The sequence below is a fragment of the Komagataeibacter xylinus NBRC 15237 genome (assembly GCF_001571345.1).
GTDB classification, from domain to species: Bacteria; Pseudomonadota; Alphaproteobacteria; order Acetobacterales; family Acetobacteraceae; genus Komagataeibacter; species Komagataeibacter xylinus.
This window is the reverse complement of record NZ_BCTP01000017.1, coordinates 50,006-63,789: the sequence shown is the minus strand read 5'-3', so window position 1 is coordinate 63,789 and position 13,784 is coordinate 50,006. Positions and strand designations below refer to the sequence as shown.

The following is a 13,784-nucleotide window of genomic DNA, read 5'->3' as shown; positions in this document are numbered from 1 at the left end:
GCTAGCGGCCAATGCGGCGCAGGGGCAGGCCAGCCTCGAGGTTCTGCTCGATCACCTCCAGCGGCACGTCGCGCGTCTCGGGCACCAGCAGCACGGTAAACAGCACGAAACCGATATTCATCAGGCTGAACCCGGCAAAGGTCCACCCCGCCCCCATTGCCGCGACAATGGTGAGAAAGGTATTGCTCACCGCCCAGTCCATGCCCCAGTTGGCCAGGGTTGAGCACGCCACGCCAAAGTCACGCCCTGCTATGGGCTGGATTTCGGAGCACAGGGTCCACACCAGCGGCCCCGCCCCCATGCCAAAGCCCGCCACAAAAACCAGAAGCGCCGCCATCAGGCTCAACGTGGCGCCCAGCCCCTGCAGGTGCATCCCCTCGATCATGGCAGCGCAACCCAGGGCGCAGGCCATGATGACGCAGCTTGAGACCAGCAGCGGCCTGCGCCCCCAGCGCGAGACCAGATAGATGGCTCCCATGCTCACCACCGCATTGACCAGCCCGACCAGCACCGTGGCCCATGCGGCGGCGGCGGTGCCAAAATGCGCGCCCTCCAGAATCTTGGGGGCGTAATACATCACGACGTTAATGCCGGTGAGTTGCTGCATGATCTGCAACCCTATGCCCAGCGCCACCGAGCGGCGGAAATACGGCTTGGCCCGCAACAGGGCAAAGCCGCTTACGGCCTTGCCCGCGCCGAGTTCGTGGCGGATGCAGTCAAGTTCGCGGTCGGCCTCGGCTTCATCGCCCCGCAGGTCGCGCAGCACCTTGCGCGCCTCCTCAAAGCGCCCGCGCGCCGCAAGCCATGACGGGCTGGAAGGCAGCACCGCGCACGCGGCGAACAGCGCCAGGGCTGGCACCACCGGTAGCCCCACCATCAGCCGCCAGTGCCCGCCGCCCGCAAGCAGGCCACCCGCCAGATAGCCCAGCAGGATGCCGCATGACTGGAGCATGGAAAAGGTGGAGACCATGGTGCCACGCATCTTGCCTGTGGTCAGTTCCGATATGTAGAGCGGCGCGGTAAAGGTGCAGATGCCAATCGCCACCCCGATCAGGAACCGCCCCAGCAGGATCTGCCCGATCAGCCCGGCCGTGGCGCAAAGCAGCGCGCCTGCCCCGATCAGCACGGTCGCCGTGCCCAGCGCCAGCCTGCGGCCAAAGCGGCGTGAGAACACCCCCGCCCCGAGCGAGCCGAGCAGCGCGCCCATCATCAGCACCGACACGACCCATTCCTGCGCGCGCGCGCTGGCGTGAAAATCGTGGCCGATAAAGCCCAGCGCCTCGGCGATCAGCCCGGTATCAAGCCCTACGAGCAGGCCCGCCATGGCGGTGGTCAGCGCCGCGCGCACCCCCGTGGCGCCCGGAGGCGAAGCCGGTGGGGGGCATGGCGTGGCGATGGGCGAAGATACGGGCTGTGACACGTGACTTGATCCCCTGCGCTGCGGCGCCATCCGGATCGAGCGCGCCGCTCACCCTCCCTTCATAGGCCATGCATCAGGCCTTTATCCATGACACAACCCCGCTCCGGGGTGCATTATGGGCCATCATTTTCGCGTATGCGCCGCACCGTGTTACGCACGCTGGCCCCACACCGCAAAAAGACCCTGCCCATGACCGTGCCAGCCCATGCCGCCCCCCGCTTCCTGCCCGGTGAGAAGCTGGCCCTTGGCCTGTGCTTCGTGTTCCTGCTGTGGGCCAACCGGGTTACGCCGCTCTGGGCTGATGATTACTGCCGCACCATCCCGTTCAGCCCCCGCATGATCTTCCATATTGTATGGGGCAACTATTTTTTCTGGACCGGGCGGTGGTTCATCACCCTTGTCACCTTTTTCATCCTCGACCTGCACCATTACGGCTCGCTGGTCGCGTTTGCGGTAGTGAATGCAGGCGTGTTCGTGTTTCTGGTGCATGTGGTGGTGCATATGTGCCGGCGCGAGGCGGGGCACGAACCCCGGCCTTCGGCGCGCACCGGGTTTGTGCAGTGCCTGCTGGTTTTTCTGATGTTGTGGTGGCTGCCCCGTACCATTGCCGAGGTTGCCTTATGGAAAACCGGCGCCATTGGCTACCTGTGGGGGGTTACGGGCGAGATGTGGATCCTCTCGCGGTTACTGGCGGGGCGGGCGCGCATGAACGTGGCGCAGTACGGCGCGGTGTTCCTGATCGCCACGGCCATGGAATCGATTTCGCTGCTGATGGCGCTGTTCGTGCTGGGATGGGCCGCATGGGCGTGGAAAAACAGCCGCCCGGTGCCCTGGGCACTGGCGGTAAGCCACGCGCTGGGCACGTTCACGCTGGGTGTCGCACCGGGCAATTACATGCGTGCGCGGTTTATGACGCCCAGCACGCTGCCTGACCGGCTTGACGGGCTGACTGGCAATCTGGGCAGCCTGTTCGACCCCTTCTGGGTGCCCTTCGTGCTGCTGATTGGCATTGGCCTGTTTATGGGCAGGCGGCAACTGCGCTTTCCCGCCTGCCTGCGCTGCGGGCGGGGCTGGATGTTTGCTGCCCTTGCGCTGGCCTACATGCTGCTGCTGCTCATCTTCCCCCGCGAGGCGCTGGCAGCCCGCGTATCGTACCCCGCCAGCGTCTTTCTGGTGTGCTATCTGGCCTGCCTGCTGTTTTCATGCCCGGTGGGCGCCGTTTTCAGCAAGGTCATGGCGGTTACCTGCACGGGGCTTGCGGTCATGCATCTGGCCATCGTCATCCCCGACCTGACGCTGCTGGCCCGCATCAGCCATGACTGGGCGGTGAGCACGCAGGCGCAGGTGGCACGTGACCAGCCGGTCGTGCTGCACAAGGTTACCATGGGGCCACGGCACAAGCTGCTTTATGTGCACAAGGACATCATCTTCGTTGGCATCAACCCCGACCCGCGCAACCAGTTGACCATGTGTTACGCCTGGGCCATGGGGGCATCCTCCGTCAGGGCGGTACCCTGACGGAGGATGGCATGCAGCGTTATTCGCTACTGCCATTGGTAGGCGGCGGGGGCGGCGCGCCATTGCCGCCGGGCTGGCCACCTTCGGGCTGCTGCTGGTTCTGCTGCGCCCCTTCCCGCTCGGCCTTGCGGGCATTGTGCCGGCGCACCATGCCTGCGGCACAGCCTGCCGCGGCACCGCCCTTGCCATGACCACTGCCAACAAAATGCCCGGCCACCCCGCCAGCCACGGCGCCCTTGACGCAGCCGCCCGGCTCGGCCCGGGCTGCAACCGGCAGGGCAAGTGCTGCCGTGGTGGCGAGGGCAAGTGCGGTAAGCCTTGAAAACATCGGATATCCCATCTGGTCTGTGTATGACAAAAGCAACGGGAGCATGGGCGTGAAGTTCCCCAATGGGAACGACACGGCCTCTGTGATGGCCATGCACCAAATCAAGGGCCAGGAAGGGAACGGCAGTCATGCAGGGCGCATGGTTGCCAGCGCGGGGGTCCTATTCCATCGTGATGCATCACGTAACGGAGAGAATTCCATGAGCAAAGAACCGTCCGACATCATCCACGCAGCCCTGATCCACGCTGCCGCCACCCTTACGGCCGCCAGGAAGGACGTAATGGAAAAGGCCTCGCCCGATGAAGTGAAAAAGCACTTCAAGACCTTCCTGCACGCGATTGAAAGCGGCTGGCGCGAGCATGAGGCCGCCGATCACCACCATTCCTGACTGCTTTCGCAACCAGACATGCAGGGGGAAGCGTGCGCAACGCCTCCCCTTGTTTTGTTAAGCGCGGCGGAACCGGGCTGGCATTCAGCCGCGCGTCCTGTCGGGCGCCGGTGCGGGCAGGCCTGCACGCTGTCCTAACAATCCGGCCCGTTGGGCCAACTGAAACAGTGCCTGCCCCCTGAAACTGGACATGATCATCACGAACAGGCTGACAGGCCCGATCATATTTTCAAGCGCATGGGCACGCTCAGGCGACAGGTTGTGCGCAAACCATAGATACAGCCCGGCCCTGATGAAAAAATACAGTGCCCAGATCCAGCTATAGAGCCGGAAAAATGCCCTGAGGTCATGACGCTCAGGGGGAAAGGGTGCGCCGCGACGCTGCTCGGCAATTTCCTGCACGATCGGCCTGCGGCCCGAAGCCCCCAAGGCAAACACCACGGCAAAAACCAAACTGGCAGGTATGGGTTCGTACGCCGCGGGCAGCCAGGCCACGACAATCAGATCCGTAATGGCCAGAACCAGAGCCAGCCCATTGAACAGCCACCACACACGGGGAAAACCCAGGCCACAATACCAGCGCCGCAGCCCGTCGCCTGCCATGAACACGATCACGGCGATGGTGGCATAAGGTGCCAGCCCCAACACGCCCAGAACCCATGACAGGATCAGGCCGCCCGCATCAAGGGCAATCATGGCCAAAGCCGATGGGCGCTTCATCGGGATTTTTCCAGGTCAAGAAAGACATCCGGCACGAAACTGCCATGAAACCCGTCAGGCACGCGCTGCGGAAGAATGACAGCGGCAACCGGGCCATCGGCCACATGACCGGCATCGAACACGACCAGTTTTGATCCCGCCCACTCCGGCCGCCAGACCGTGCTCATAAGCCACCCATCATCAATCGGCGCATCATCTCCGCGCGGCACGAACACCGGTTCGGACACAGAAGCCGCCAGGCCAAAATCAAACTGGTCGATCGCCCCGCGCGACAGATCAAGGCGCGTGATGGCCTGAAAACCCACCTGTTCCACCCCGCTACGACTGGCATAATAAATCTGGTCGTAAGACCCGCCCGCATGGCGGTCATCAATGCGGGGAAACTCGCCCGCCATGTCATGCAGGTGTTCAACGCGCACGGGTTCGCGCCCCTCAAGCGCCACGCTCCAGCGGCATGGGCGTGCAGGCGCGGCTTTGACACGCACACCGCCTGGCGTAGGAAACAGAGGCGGCACATCATAGACAAACAGATCAAGGAACAGCCGGTCGTGCTCTTCCCACGCATTGGCGATATGAAATGCATGGACCGGCGGTGCTTCATGCCAGCGCACCTCGCTCCCATACGCACCGCGCCGCAGCACGGCAAGATGACCACCGAGCTCCGGTTGCCAGGCAAATCCAAGGGTATCACCCTCATCCAACGCAGGCGCTGCCGCCAGTGGCAGCACCGGCAGCGCGATATGCCGCGCCGTTACCGCCGCATCATGCACCATGCTGCAAAAAGGGGCCTCAAAACAGGTCTCCCATGCAAGGTGACCGTGGGCATCAAGACTGCCACAGCGGATCGTGCGCGTGTGCCGGCCACCAGCAGCGTAAGCAAAAAACACGAGCGCCCCGGTGGCTGGGTCATGTTTGGGGTGGGCGGTGAAGCGACCGGTCATGCTGCCGTGACCATGAAAGGCAAGCGTGTCCGGGCCCAGCAGGACCGGCGCATGCGCCTCTTCCAGCGCCATCAACGTGCCAGCATGGGCGATGACATGCGTATTGGCTTTTCCCAACTGTGGGGTGAGGTTCTCCTGCGGTATGACCCAGCGGTTGCGATAGGTGGCCTGTCCACCCCCAAGCGAGATGGCATGGATCATGCCCTGCCCCAGAAACCAGTGCTGGCTGGCTTCACCCGCCCGTGGGTTGGGGCCGTTGCGATACAGCGTGCCCTGCAGGCCGGGCGGCAGCCTGCCCTCGATGGGAAGGCAGGCGGCATCGATCTCCCGATAGACCGGATTGCGGTTATTCAGCATGGCCCCCCCTTAACTTTACAGTGTAAAGCGTGGCAGGGCAGAGGATGATCGTCAAGTAATTTTTACAGTGTAAAGTCAGCGGGGGCGTCACATGCAAACAAAAGAAAAAGGCCGCTATCATCACGGAGACCTGCAAACCACCCTGTTACGCTCGGCACGGGTTCTGCTGGAGCAGGACGGTATTGCAGCGCTGAAGCTCAGAGCCATCACCCGGCATGCCGGTGTTTCCGCCACGGCGGCGGCTCCCTATTTTGGCAATCTGGCCGGACTGTTAAGCGTGCTGGCAGCGCAGGGTTTTGACGAACTGACTGAGGCAATGTCACCGCCACACGCCCCTCTGGCGCGTGATGTGGGGCTGGCCTACATCCGTTTTGCCATTGCCAATCCGGGCCTGTTCACCCTCATGTTTCGCAGCGATGCCATCAATCGCACTGACGCGCACCTTGTAGCGGCATCAGAGCGGGCCTTCGGGCGGCTGGCCGCCCTGCCGGGGCCAGAAAAATCAGGTACAACCCAGGCAGCCACCATGGCGGCCCGTTGGGGAAAAGCGCATGGACTGGCCGTGCTCGCAATAGATGGACTGCTGCAGCCCCTCACGGATAATGGCGACACCTGCATGACGCTGGATCAACTGGTCAGCGAAGCATTTCGCTGATGCAGATCCTGCCTGTTGCGTTGCTTTCCAGCACTGCGACTGCGCTGGCCCGGCAGGCGAGAAAACGACCCAACCCGATCCGGCGCCATTCTTATACCGAGCCAGATGACAGTCTTTTCCGGGAGCCTATAAATGACCATCCATTGCCAATATGAACGGAATTAATTTTAAGTATTTAATGAATACATGCACTCAAATGCATTATATATTATTTTACTTTCCATAGATCGCATCATCAACACGCCTCCGTCAAAATCGACGGCGGGCTGGATGATGCATCCATGGCGCCTCATGAAAAAATGCCGCCTTTTGAAAAAGGCGGCATCCAGAAATGTTTATCAATGGGTTGTTTCGAACAAGCGCCTCAGCGGTGCCCCGTAAAGAACTGGCTCATGTCACCCTTGGTATTGTGCCCCCAGTTATCGAGCTTCTTGCCGGTGCGGTCGCCCCAGTCCTTGGCGCTATCGGTGCCTTCCTCGGCCTTCTTGTGGGCCTTGTGCGCCGTATGCCGCGTGCCTTCCTTGGTGTCGTGGGCCTTGAGCCGCACTTCGCATTCGGCATGGTCGGTCACGCCATCGCACGAATCAGCCAGTGCTGGCGCAAGCGTCGCCACGTTCAGGCCGGTTGCACACAGCACTGCCGCAATCACTGTCTTTTTCATGATGTCCTTACCTGTCCGTCCGTTGGCTGTTGCGGCAGGGCACCCGTAGGGGCACCCCGCCCTGTCATTAAACCAAACGCCCAAAACCGGTCCGGGTTGCCTATGCTCCGTTGCGGAAGTCGAGCACCACGCGGCCTGACACCCGGCCATGTTCAAGATTATCGAAAATGGTGTTGATGTTTTCCAGCCGGTCGGGGCTGACCACGGTGGTCACCTTGCCATCGGTGAAGAAGGACATCGCCTCGATCATGTCGAGCCGCGTGCCCACGATCGAGCCGCGCACCGTGGTGCCGTTCATGACCATGTCAAAGATGGAAAGCGGGAAGTCGCCCGGCGGCAGGCCATTGAGCACCACCGTGCCGCCGCGCCGCGCATAGCCCACGGCCTGGCTGAAAGCCTTGTCCGACACCGCCGTGACCAGCACGCCGTGGGTGCCGCCCGTCTGCGCGCGGATGGTGGCGACCGGATCCTCCTTGAGCGCATTGACGGTCACGCGCGCGCCAAGCCTCCGGGCCTCGGCCAGTTTTTCGTCGCTGATGTCAACGGCGGCCACGTTCAGCCCCATGGCCACGGCATACTGGATGGCCATCTGCCCAAGGCCGCCCGCGCCGGAAATGGCCACCCATTCCCCTGCCCGCGTATCGGTCATTTTCAGGCCCTTGTACACGGTCAGCCCCGCGCACAGCACCGGGGCGGTCTTGATCGGGTCAATGTCCTTTGGCAGGTGGGCCACGTAATTGGGGTCGGCAACCACATATTCGGCAAAGCAGCCATTGACCGAATAGCCGGTATCCTCCTGCTTTTCACACAACGTCTCCCACCCGCCCAGGCAGTGCTCGCAATGCCCGCAGGCGGAATACAGCCACGGCACGCCCACCACGTCGCCGGTTTTGATCCAGTTGACGTTGCTGCCAACCTCGACCACATGGCCAATCCCCTCATGGCCGGGAATGAACGGGGGCTTGGGCTTGGCGGGCCAGTCGCCGCGGGCGGCGTGCAGATCGGTATGGCAGACGCCGCAGGCATCGACCTTGACCAGAATCTGGTTTGCGTTGATCTGCGGAATATCAAGTTCCTCGATCGTCAGCGGCTTGCCGAATTCCCGCACGACTGCCGCCTTCATCTTGCCAACCATCTTGCACCTTCAGTTTCACTGCCCTGAACGGGCCGGTATTGCACCTTGCCGCCTGCCAGCCCGGTCAGGGCGGCGGGGGCGGCATCCGGGATGTGACTCTTTCACCACAGCGCCAGATCAGCCTTGATCTGCGTCAGGCTGGCCCGTGCCGGTGGCGGCCAGCAGACATGCCATCAAGCCCACGGGCCAGATCAGCTACCAGCGCCTCGCCTGCTTCAAGCCCGATATGCAAACGGCACGTTGGCCCCGCCTGCGTAACCGAGGGACATTGCCGCGAAATCCCGCCCGTGGTGGGCAGGATCAGGCTTTCATACCCCCCCCATGAGGCCCCGATGCCGAACAGGGAAAGCCCGTCGATCATCGCCACCATGTCATCCATGGTGAAAGCCGCGTCAAACACCACGCCAAACAGCGAGGACGCGCCAGTGAAATCGCGCTTCCAGTATTCATGGCCGGGGCACGATGGCAGCGCCGGGTGCAGCACGCGCGCCACCTCCGGCCTACCTTCAAGCCACAGCGCCACGGCCAGCGCGGTTGCAGCCTGCTGCATCTGGCGCACGCCCATGGTGCGCAGGCCGCGCAGGGTCAGCGCGCAGTCATCGGGGCCTGCCACCTGACCTGCCTGAATGGCGGCATCACGCAGGGGGCGCCAGTCAGCCTCGCTGGCCACCGTCACCGCGCCGATAATGGTATCGGAATGGCCCGACGGGTATTTGGTCAGCGCCTGCACCGACACATGCGCCCCGTGGGCGAACGGGTTGAACAGGCCGATGCCCCATGTATTGTCCACGATCAGGCGTGCGCCGATCTGGGCTGCAAGGCGGCCCAGCATGGGCACGTCCTGCACCTCGAACGAGTGGCTGCCGGGGCTTTCGGCAAAGATGATCTGGGTATTGGGCTGGATCAGGCCGCGCAGTTCGGCCTCGGTCGCGGTGGGGGGAAAGTAGGTGATCTCCACGCCAAAGCGGCGCAGTACCTTCTCGGCAAAGCGGCGGGTGGGGCCATAGACGGAATCAGCAAGCAGGCAGTGTGCACCCGCCTGCGCGTAGGCCAGGAACGGCAACGCGCAGGCTGCCAGCCCCGAGGGCACGAGTTGCGCATGCGTGCCGCCCTCGATCAGGGCTATGGCCTGCTCCAGCCGGTGGCCAATCGGCGTGCCCATGGCGCCATAGATCAGTTCATCCCCATAGCGGCCCTGCCCCGCCTGCTCCATGGCCCCGACGCTGGAGAACAGCACGGTGGAGCCGCGCTCGGCGGGCGGGTTGACGAATACGCCCTTCGCCCCCTGCGGCGTGTCACGGCCAAGGGGCACCAGCCGGGGCGAGAGATCGCGCCAGCCGCGCACCACGCTTTCAAGCAGGTCTGGAGGCACTAGGGCCATCGGATCCATCATATTGGCCGTCCGCCCTTATGCGCCGCACACGATGGGCGCGTCCGGCGTCGAGGCCCATTCCGCCCATGAGCCATCATACACCACGGGTTCGCCCGCCCCGGCCTGCGCGCAGACCAGCCCCAGCGCGATCATGCACGCGGTCATGCCGCTGCCGCATGAGCAGGTGACGGTGGTGGTGTCGGTCACGCCCAGCGTCTCGAATTTCGCCTTCAGCGCCTCAACAGGCAGGAAACGGCCGTTATCATCAAGCAGTTCGCCATAAGGCAGGCTGCGCGCGCCGGGCATGTGGCCCGATTCAATGCCCGCGCGCGGCTCGGGGTCGCGCCCTTCAAAGCGGCCACGGCTGCGGGCATCAAGGATCAGGCCGTGCATGTGCCCATGCACGATGTCGAGCACATCACCCGTGCCGTGCAGCCGGTCATAATGCGGGCGGCTGACAAAGGGGGCGGGCGTGGTCAGGTCCGGCCCGCTTTCCAGCGGCAGGCCGGCGCTTTTCCATGCGGGCAGCCCACCTTCGAGCACCTGCACGCTTTCATGGCCGAACAGCCGCGTCAGCCACCACGCGCGCGCGGCGCAGGCCATGCCGTCCTGATCATAGAATACGATGCGCTTCGTGTTGGCCATGCCGCGCTCGGTGGCGAGGCGGCTGAAACGGGCCTGGCCGGGAATGGTGTGCGGCAGGGGAGAATCCGGGTCGGAAAAAGTATCGATATCAAAGCGCACCGCACCGGCTATATGTGCGTTGGCAAAACGCTGTTGCGGGTCGAAGGCCTGCCCCGGCAGCGCCATGGAGGCATCGAGCACAAGAATATCACCACCATTGTGGATGGCCTGTGCCAGATCACTGGCTGAGATCAGCGGATGCATACCTTCTCCCGGTCTTCAAGGAATTGCGTGTTCGACGATAAGGTGCAGCATACACGACAGGAGCGGAAGTCCTGAACATTTGTCTTTCGTTTCATGGCAGGAGGGGATAGGCCACCGATATGGTCGAACGTATCATGATGGGGTTGATGCTGGGGGGGATCGCATTTGGCTGCGTTCTCATCCTCTATCCGTTCCTTACCGCCCTGCTCTGGGCCGCGATCCTGACCTTTTCCACCTGGCCGGTGTTCATGCGGCTGCGCGCGCGCATGTCGCTGCTGCCTGCGGCCCTGGTCATGACGCTGCTCTGCGCGCTGGTGCTGGTGGTGCCGCTGGCCATCGTGGTGTCGAGCAGCATTGCCGATGTGCCCGCCACCTTGCAGTACATGGTCAACGCCATTGGCGCGCTGCACCTGCCGCCATTGCCCGCGCGTATTGCCCATATCCCGCATTTCGGCCCGGAAATTGTTGAAAAATGGCAGAAATGGTCGGCTGATGTCGGCAGCATAGACCAGGTCGTGCGCCCCTATGCCGGGCGCATCGGGCAGTCCGTGCTCAGCGCCATGATGCAGCTTGCCAGCGGGCTGGCGCATCTGGCCATGGCGCTGTTCATCTCCTTCTTCTTCTGGCTGGGTGGCGACGCACTGGGCAACACGTTCGTGGCCGTGATCAGGCGCATCGCGGGCGTGTATGCCGACCGGATACTGGGCATCGTGGGCCGCACCATACGCGGCACGGTTTACGGCATTCTGGGCACGGCCATCATCCAGGGCATCCTGACCGGAATCGGCTTCGCCATCTCGGGCATTTCCAGCCCGGTACTGCTTGGCGCGGTCACCGCCTTCGTGGCCGTTCTGCCCATCGGCGCGCCGCTGATCTGGATCCCGGCTTCGGTGTTCCTGCTCATCACCCACCATCCCGGCTGGGGCATTTTCCTGCTGCTGTATGGCACCATCATCGTATCGGGCGCCGACCACATCATCCGCCCCATGTTCATTGCCCGTGGCGCGCAGATGCCCTACCTGCTGACGGTGCTGGGCGTGCTGGGCGGCGTGCTGACCTTCGGGGGGCTGGGCATTTTCCTTGGTCCCGTGCTGATTGGCGTGGGCTATACGCTCACGGCCGAATTCGCGGCGGGTGGTGCCCGCAGCCGCAATCCCGTTCCTGATGACATCCGCGAGCCGTTTATCGAACCATGACCCTTGCCCGCCCCTATCTCCGCCTGCCTTCCATCCAGCCACGCCACGGCACCCCACCCCGGCTGGACCTGACCCCGCCCACGCGTGAGGGGGATGGGATCAAGATCATCAGTTGGAACCTGCTGCGCCGCATTGGCGCCACGGTGCGCGACGTCATCAACCTGATCCACGCCGAACGCCCGGACCTTCTGCTCATGCAGGAGGCCACGGTGGAAATCGACACCCTGCCCACCCTGATTGGCGGCCACTACGCGCGCTCGCCCCTGCCCGGCCGCATTCACGGGCTGGCCTGCTGGAGCCCGTGGCCCTATCGCCGCCAGCCGCTGACCTGCACCCTGCCTGCTGGCACGCTCATCCGCCGGGTGGCGCAGGTGATCGAGTGCCGGTCGCTGGTCGTGGCCAACGTGCATCTTTCACACGGGCAGTTGCTCAACCGCCGCCAGTTGCGCCGCGTGGTGCAGCTTTTGCCGCACCAGGCCGCCATATTGGGGGATTTCAACCAGGTCGGCCCGGCGCTGATCCGCCATTTTCAGGATGTGGGGCCACGCGCGCCCACCCACCGCATGGCCGACATGCTGCCCATCCGCCTCGATCGCTGCCTGGTGCGCGGCCTGACCTGCACCGAGCGGCATGTGATCGAGAACTATGCCTCCGACCACCGCCCCATATCGGTCACGCTGCGCCCCTGTGGCAGCGGGGCCTACAGGTAGGGCAGCATGAGACGGGCCGCGGCGTCGCGCAGCTTGCGCACGAAGGGGCGGCGGTCGAGATCATGGTGCGTGAGCCTGATGTGGCGGTGGCTGGCGATGAAATCATCAAGCGAACCCGCAAGGTCTGCATCATAGGTTTCGAGGTTGATCTCGAAGTTCAGGCGCAGGCTGCGCACGTCGAGGTTGGAACTGCCCACGAACGACCAGTGCCGGTCCACCACCATGAGCTTGGAATGGTTGAAGGGCGGCCGCGCCATCCAGATCCTGCACCCTGAATCCAGAAAACGCGGCAGGTTGGCCGCCCGCGCCCAGTCCAGCAGGGTGTGGTTGCTGTGCGCAGGCACCACGATATCCACCTCGATGCCGCGCAGCGAGGCCAGTTCCAGTTCGGTGAGGAACCGGTCATCTGGCAGGAAATAGGGCGTCATGAGCCTTATGCTGTGCCGCGCCATGGTGAAGGCCTGGAGCATGGTGTACTCGATCTTTTCCAGATCCATGTCCGGCCCGGCGGTCACGATGCGGCTGGGCGTTTCGCCACAGCTTGCCTGGGGGGGGAAGAAGATGTCCGCCGCCAGTTCCTCGCCCATGGTAAAGGCCCAGTCCCGCGCGAAGGCCTCGCTCAACTGGTGCACGACCGGGCCTTTGATCTGGAAATGCGTGTCGGATACCGGGTGCGTGGGATGGGAGGCGGCGATATTTTCCTCACCGATGTTCAGGCCGCCCATAAAGCCGGTCAGACCATCAACGACCAGAATCTTCTTATGGTCGCGCATGTTGATGAACGGCATGCGCCACGGCAGCATGGAATGCATGAACTGCCCCACCGGCACGCCGGCGCGGTGCAGGATGCGGGCCACCCCGCAATTGAAATAACCCGACCCCACACCATCGACCAGCACGCGCACTGCCACGCCACGCCCTTGGGCCTTGACCAGGGCCTCACAGAACTGGCGGCCAATGCTGTCGGCGCGGAAGATATAGGAGCACAGCAGCACGCTGCGCTCGGCTGCGTTGATGGCGGCCAGCATGCGCGGATAGACCGTATCGCCATCATGCATCGGCTCGATGGCGTTGCCGCCAAGCAGCGGGCGGCCGGTCAGCTTGCCCACCATGGAACCGAGCGGGGCGAACGTCCCCTTCTCGTCGCATCGCCACTGCGAGGACATGGTGCGGCTGCGCCACGGGTGCTGCCCCGCCATGCGCCGGGCGCGCCGGTGCACGCGGTTGATGCCGAACATGAGATAGAGGATGCCGCCGGTCAGCGGCATGAGCACGGTCACGCCAATCCAGCCAATCGAGGCCCCGACATCGCGCTTGGTCAGGAGCACATGGATCACGACCGGCACGACAAAGCACAGCCGCAGCACAAGCAGGGTAAGATCCCATATGGTCAAGGAATAAAAGATCATGTCGCCTCATCCTGCTCCAGCCAGCTCATGCTCTTAGCCTACCCGCAGGGTTTTACACACCCACGACCCTGTGCGGCGAACATCGT

General features: G+C 63.6%; 14 protein-coding genes. 5 read left to right on the top strand and 9 right to left on the bottom strand.

Going from position 1 to position 13,784, the window contains the following annotated elements; translation table 11 throughout:
- Nucleotide 1 precedes the first annotated feature (1 nt).
- Nucleotides 2–1,420, bottom strand: coding sequence for a sugar porter family MFS transporter (locus tag GXY01S_RS08895; protein ID WP_242501333.1), 1,419 nt, complete (start codon nt 1,418–1,420; stop codon nt 2–4).
- Nucleotides 1,421–1,507: 87 nt separating this feature from the next.
- On the opposite strand from GXY01S_RS08895, the gene GXY01S_RS08890 reads away from it, so the two are divergent.
- A complete protein-coding gene (locus GXY01S_RS08890) occupies nt 1,508–2,938 on the top strand; it encodes a DUF6056 family protein (protein WP_242501334.1) in 1,431 nt (476 codons plus the stop codon).
- A gap of 19 nt (nt 2,939–2,957) precedes the next feature.
- Here GXY01S_RS08890 and GXY01S_RS08885 read toward each other — a convergent pair whose 3' ends face one another.
- A complete protein-coding gene (locus tag GXY01S_RS08885; protein ID WP_061274237.1) occupies nt 2,958–3,266 on the bottom strand; it encodes a hypothetical protein in 309 nt (102 codons plus the stop codon).
- A 199-nt stretch (nt 3,267–3,465) separates the two neighbouring features.
- Between GXY01S_RS08885 and GXY01S_RS08880 the strand changes: the two genes are divergently transcribed.
- Nucleotides 3,466–3,654: a hypothetical protein gene (locus GXY01S_RS08880; protein ID WP_061274252.1), complete on the top strand. Its 189-nt coding sequence runs from the start codon at nt 3,466–3,468 to the stop codon at nt 3,652–3,654.
- Nucleotides 3,655–3,738: 84 nt separating this feature from the next.
- On the opposite strand, the gene GXY01S_RS08875 is transcribed toward GXY01S_RS08880, so the two are convergent.
- Together GXY01S_RS08875 and GXY01S_RS08870 are read right to left on the bottom strand one after the other, a co-directional pair.
- A complete protein-coding gene (locus GXY01S_RS08875; protein ID WP_061274235.1) occupies nt 3,739–4,374 on the bottom strand; it encodes a hypothetical protein in 636 nt (211 codons plus the stop codon).
- Entirely contained in the window at nt 4,371–5,672 is a 1,302-nt protein-coding gene (locus tag GXY01S_RS08870; RefSeq protein WP_061274233.1) for a carotenoid oxygenase family protein, read from the bottom strand. The genes GXY01S_RS08875 and GXY01S_RS08870 overlap by 4 nt, the downstream gene beginning before the upstream one ends.
- A 91-nt stretch (nt 5,673–5,763) precedes the next feature.
- Between GXY01S_RS08870 and GXY01S_RS08865 the strand changes: the two genes are divergently transcribed.
- A complete protein-coding gene (locus tag GXY01S_RS08865; protein WP_061274231.1) occupies nt 5,764–6,327 on the top strand; it encodes a TetR/AcrR family transcriptional regulator in 564 nt (187 codons plus the stop codon).
- A gap of 364 nt (nt 6,328–6,691) precedes the next feature.
- On the opposite strand, the gene GXY01S_RS08860 is transcribed toward GXY01S_RS08865, so the two are convergent.
- From GXY01S_RS08860 to GXY01S_RS08845, 4 genes are all read right to left on the bottom strand, one after another.
- Nucleotides 6,692–6,988, bottom strand: a complete 297-nt coding sequence (locus GXY01S_RS08860; RefSeq protein WP_061274229.1) for a hypothetical protein — start codon at nt 6,986–6,988, stop codon at nt 6,692–6,694.
- A gap of 100 nt (nt 6,989–7,088) precedes the next feature.
- Nucleotides 7,089–8,123, bottom strand: a complete 1,035-nt coding sequence (gene adhP, locus GXY01S_RS08855; RefSeq protein ID WP_061274227.1) for an alcohol dehydrogenase AdhP — start codon at nt 8,121–8,123, stop codon at nt 7,089–7,091.
- A gap of 133 nt (nt 8,124–8,256) precedes the next feature.
- Entirely contained in the window at nt 8,257–9,504 is a 1,248-nt protein-coding gene (gene metC / locus GXY01S_RS08850) for a cystathionine beta-lyase (protein ID WP_242501335.1), read from the bottom strand.
- Between the two features lie 27 nt (nt 9,505–9,531).
- A complete protein-coding gene (locus tag GXY01S_RS08845) occupies nt 9,532–10,383 on the bottom strand; it encodes a sulfurtransferase (protein ID WP_061274223.1) in 852 nt (283 codons plus the stop codon).
- A 119-nt stretch (nt 10,384–10,502) separates the two neighbouring features.
- Here GXY01S_RS08845 and GXY01S_RS08840 point away from each other — a divergent pair, with 119 nt between their 5' ends.
- Together GXY01S_RS08840 and GXY01S_RS08835 are read left to right on the top strand one after the other, a co-directional pair.
- On the top strand, nt 10,503–11,579 hold the full coding sequence (locus GXY01S_RS08840) for an AI-2E family transporter (RefSeq protein WP_061274221.1): 1,077 nt from the start codon (nt 10,503–10,505) through the stop codon (nt 11,577–11,579).
- Nucleotides 11,576–12,289, top strand: a complete 714-nt coding sequence (locus GXY01S_RS08835; protein ID WP_061274219.1) for an endonuclease/exonuclease/phosphatase family protein — start codon at nt 11,576–11,578, stop codon at nt 12,287–12,289. The genes GXY01S_RS08840 and GXY01S_RS08835 overlap by 4 nt, the downstream gene beginning before the upstream one ends.
- Here GXY01S_RS08835 and cls read toward each other — a convergent pair.
- The gene (cls, locus tag GXY01S_RS08830; protein WP_061274217.1) at nt 12,280–13,698 is read right to left on the bottom strand and encodes a cardiolipin synthase; all 1,419 of its coding nucleotides are present in this window, start codon (nt 13,696–13,698) and stop codon (nt 12,280–12,282) included. The two genes, GXY01S_RS08835 and cls, sit on opposite strands and share 10 nt — an antisense overlap.
- Between the last annotated feature and the right edge of the window lie 86 nt (nt 13,699–13,784).

Bases quoted from the DNA above. Each gene is read 5' to 3' on its own strand.
- GXY01S_RS08890 (WP_242501334.1), top strand. From the start codon at position 1,508: ATGACACAACCCCGCTCCGGGGTGCATTATGGGCCATCATTTTCGCGT.
- GXY01S_RS08885 (WP_061274237.1), bottom strand. From the start codon at position 3,266: ATGTTTTCAAGGCTTACCGCACTTGCCCTCGCCACCACGGCAGCACTT.
- GXY01S_RS08880 (WP_061274252.1), top strand. From the start codon at position 3,466: ATGAGCAAAGAACCGTCCGACATCATCCACGCAGCCCTGATCCACGCT.
- GXY01S_RS08875 (WP_061274235.1), bottom strand. From the start codon at position 4,374: ATGAAGCGCCCATCGGCTTTGGCCATGATTGCCCTTGATGCGGGCGGC.
- GXY01S_RS08870 (WP_061274233.1), bottom strand. From the start codon at position 5,672: ATGCTGAATAACCGCAATCCGGTCTATCGGGAGATCGATGCCGCCTGC.
- GXY01S_RS08865 (WP_061274231.1), top strand. From the start codon at position 5,764: ATGCAAACAAAAGAAAAAGGCCGCTATCATCACGGAGACCTGCAAACC.
- GXY01S_RS08860 (WP_061274229.1), bottom strand. From the start codon at position 6,988: ATGAAAAAGACAGTGATTGCGGCAGTGCTGTGTGCAACCGGCCTGAAC.
- adhP (WP_061274227.1), bottom strand. From the start codon at position 8,123: ATGGTTGGCAAGATGAAGGCGGCAGTCGTGCGGGAATTCGGCAAGCCG.
- metC (WP_242501335.1), bottom strand. From the start codon at position 9,504: ATGGCCCTAGTGCCTCCAGACCTGCTTGAAAGCGTGGTGCGCGGCTGG.
- GXY01S_RS08845 (WP_061274223.1), bottom strand. From the start codon at position 10,383: ATGCATCCGCTGATCTCAGCCAGTGATCTGGCACAGGCCATCCACAAT.
- GXY01S_RS08840 (WP_061274221.1), top strand. From the start codon at position 10,503: ATGGTCGAACGTATCATGATGGGGTTGATGCTGGGGGGGATCGCATTT.
- GXY01S_RS08835 (WP_061274219.1), top strand. From the start codon at position 11,576: ATGACCCTTGCCCGCCCCTATCTCCGCCTGCCTTCCATCCAGCCACGC.
- cls (WP_061274217.1), bottom strand. From the start codon at position 13,698: ATGATCTTTTATTCCTTGACCATATGGGATCTTACCCTGCTTGTGCTG.